4 protein-coding genes and 1 other RNA gene are annotated in these 3,467 nt (G+C 38.5%); all 5 read left to right on the top strand.

The features are described 5' to 3' along the window. Positions 1-322: RNase P RNA component class B (gene rnpB / locus AC1DRF_RS20000), an RNA gene on the top strand; the annotation flags it as partial. A 247-nt stretch (positions 323-569) separates the two neighbouring features. After that, complete coding sequence (locus tag AC1DRF_RS19995; RefSeq protein WP_014460940.1) at positions 570-914, top strand: lmo0954 family membrane protein; 345 nt, start codon at positions 570-572, stop codon at positions 912-914. Positions 915-950: 36 nt separating this feature from the next. Next, positions 951-1,577, top strand: coding sequence for a PspA/IM30 family protein (locus AC1DRF_RS19990; RefSeq protein ID WP_427075443.1), 627 nt, complete (start codon positions 951-953; stop codon positions 1,575-1,577). Between the two features lie 135 nt (positions 1,578-1,712). After that, entirely contained in the window at positions 1,713-2,441 is a 729-nt protein-coding gene (gene liaF, locus AC1DRF_RS19985) for a cell wall-active antibiotics response protein LiaF (protein ID WP_230184573.1), read from the top strand. Further along, positions 2,438-3,467 (top strand): sensor histidine kinase (locus AC1DRF_RS19980; protein ID WP_477741500.1); only part of this gene is annotated, 1,030 nt, incomplete at its 3' end. The genes liaF and AC1DRF_RS19980, both read left to right, overlap by 4 nt.

Here is a 3,467-nt window from a genome sequence, read left to right as displayed (position 1 = left end):
GTCTGTAGTGTTCGTGCCTAGCGAAGTCATAAGCTAGGGTAGCTGTTAAAAGCTAACGGCGGGGAAAAAGCCTAAGTCTTTTTTAAGATATGGCTTGACTACTCTGAAAGTGCCACAGTGACGAAGTCTTATCAGAAATGGTAAGAGTGGAACGAGGTAAACCCCTCGAGCGAGAAACCCAAATAATGGTAGGGGAACTTTCTGGAAGGAACTGAACGGAAGGAAGGACAAAATGGTTACATTTTGTAGATAGATAATTGCCACCGGAGTACGAGGTAGCTAGCCGCTTGCAGTACAATGGTACAAAACATGGCTTACAGAACGTTATTGAAAAGCAATCGACACTTGTTGTTATACACTATATTTTAATCCAACCCAGCTCTTCGTATAATGGAAGAGCTTTTTTTATGTCAAAATGACAGCTTATCATAAGCTGTCATTTTTTTGTACAATCAGACTGAGCTTGTTGTCAGCCTCAGGTCTTAGGAGAAAATAAAGCTTTAGCTCGTTTTGAAAAAACGTCATAATCCTTAAACTAAGTATATAGATAAGCGAAAGGAGGAGACAAAATGAAAAAAGTTGGTTTGTTTTTGATTGGAGCGGTAGCTGCTATCGTTCTTCTTGCAAATGCCGGTCCGATGGTAGGGCTTGCACTTGGCTTGGTTATTTTGTACGTAGCATTTAAAGGGTTTGTTAAAGCAGAGACCCCCTTTAAAAAATGGCTCTGGGGGTTTATTGGTGTTGTCGTACTCTTAACAACTGTTTCAAACCTCCCGGCCCTTGCTGGTATCATCGCAGCAGTCGTACTTTACATTGTATATAAAAAGTGGAACAGCAGCAGCCCTATAAAAACGGAAAAAGAAGATCCGTTTAAGCATTTTGAACGTCAGTGGGCTGACTTAAATCAAAAATAATAAAAGTTTACTTTATTATCTAAGGAGATGAACAAAATGAGAAACTTATTTACTCGAATGAAAGAAACGATTTCTGCAGACCTTCATCAATTGCTTGATCACAAAGAACAAAAAAATCCAATTGCTGCACTAAACCACTATTTGCGTCAATGCGAGCAGGAGACCGAAAAGGTAAGGCAGCTTGTTGAGCGACAGCACACGTTAAAAGAACAGTTTAATCGCGAATATCATCTGGCCCTTGACATGATGAAAAAGCGCCATGAACAAGCACAAGTAGCACAAGCAGCTGAAGAAGCGGAATTACATGAATTTATTTTAAAAGAACATGCTCACTACGAAGAGAGAGCAAAGCGCGTAAAAGAATCTTATGAAGATGCATCCAAGCAGTTAGAAGAGCTCGAACAAAAGTATGAAGAAATGAAGCATAAGGTAAAAGATATGCATATTCGCCGTATGGAACTAATGGGGCGCGAAAATATTGCTCGTGCGCATCATCGTATGAATTCAATAATGAAAACAGAAGCATCTTATACGTCTTACAGCCAGTTTGACGAAATGGAAACCTATATTGACCAGCTTGAAAATCAAATTAATACAAATTACTATAGACAAACGGTAGACAGCAAGATTGCTGAATTAGAAAAAAGAGTAAAATCATCGTAAAAAATCAGTGTTTCTGCATAAAACATGGTATTCTAAAAAAGGCGTAGGTTTCTGCGTCTTTTTAAGGTGAGAGAATAGATACCTGCAGCATCCAAAGAACGCTATGTCATCTATGAGGAGAAGGGAGAGAGAGCTGTGCAAAGCGTAAACAAAACAGAATCTCTTATGTTCATTTTTATTTGCAGTTTATTTGTCCTGTTTATTGAAATTATGTTTTTTCACAGCGGCTTGATCTTTTCTGTATTAATTGCCGGTGCGTTCATGTATATTGGGCGAAAAAAAATGAGAAGAAAACTAGGGCGCATTTTATTTTGGATTGGCGTTATTGGGCTTGTGTTGAATATATTTAATACGGTTGCCTTTAAGTTTTTAGTTATTGCTCTTTTTCTGTATTTTTTACTTAGATTTATTCAATCAAGAAAGCATCCGGTTGAATTCAGACCAACTGACGAATTTACCCAGCAGCCAAACCAAAGTTTGGTGCAGGTCCGGCCGGTTTTGACGAATAAACTTCTTGGTAGTCAAAGAACCGAAGACTCCGTATACGAATGGGATGATATTAATATTCAAAGCGTATGGGGCGACATTGTGGTTGATTTAAGCAATACCGTTCTGCCAAAAGGCGATGCGGTTATTTTTATTCGTCAAGTGTTTGGAAATATTAAAGTGCTCATTCCTTACGAAACGGAAGTATCTATGAATCATTCTAAACTAGCAGGAAACGTAACGGTTTTTGGACATCAGCGCGGCTTTTCGTTCAATGAAAATTTGTCTATCAAAACAGAGGAATTTGATCAATCTGCTCATAGGGTGAAGATTGTTACAACTGTTGTGATTGGAGATTTAGAGGTGCAAAGGATATGAGTATTCTTCAACGGCAGTTATTATGGGGGATTTTCCTAAGTTTTTTTGTATTTGTATCCGTGCTCCTTACCGTGTTTTTTGCATATCCTGTTTTTCAACTTAGCGACTTATGGAAAACAAGCGTATTTGGCATGMCTTTTGTGCTGTTTTCCTTCAGTTTGAGCCTTACGATTGGAAGCGTGATTGGAGGAATCATGGGGTTTATGTGGAGACAGCAGTGGACATATGTTGAAAACCGATTATATGAAATAGAAAATGGCCACCGGCATATGTTGGCAAATGAACCGCTTATTCAAGAAACGTCTCGAATTATAAGCCGTTTAAATAAAGTAGATCATAAAATGATTCTTCAAGCACAGCAATCTCAAAAGATGGCAACGGAAAAAGTGGAAAATCAGCAAAAGCAAGTGCAAGAAATTGTTTCTCAGGAACGAAATCGGCTTGCTAGAGAACYGCATGACTCCGTTAGTCAGCAGCTATTTGCCGCTTCGATGCTTATGTCTGCTATTACGGAGTCCAATCTTAGGCTGCAAGACTCTGAAGCTAAGCAATTAAAGATGGTTGAAAAAATGATTAACCAATCACAGCTTGAAATGAGGGCTTTGCTTCTTCATCTTCGTCCTGCAGCATTAAAAGGAAAATCGCTACAGGCTGGAATGAAAGAACTGATGAATGAGCTTGCTCAAAAAGTACCGCTTGAATTAAATTGGAAAATAGAAGGATTTGAACTTGATAAAGGCATTGAAGACCACTTGTTTAGAATTTTGCAAGAATCCGTATCAAATACGCTGCGTCATGCCAATGCAACAGCTTTAGATGTGCTGCTAATTAAACGTGATTTTTCTATTATTTTACGTATTGTTGATAATGGAGTTGGTTTTGATGTGGAAAAGGAAAAAGTCGGATCGTACGGTCTGCAAAATATGTACGAACGCGCAGTTGAAATTGGGGGCCTATTAAAAATTATTAGCTTGCCCGACAAAGGAACAAAGCTAGAAGTAAAAGTACCGTTAGTAGAAAGAGAGG

It is taken from the genome of Priestia sp. P5_B4 (assembly GCF_056400385.1).
The sequence above is the reverse complement of the archived record's forward strand: the minus strand, read 5'-3'. Positions and strand labels throughout refer to the sequence as shown.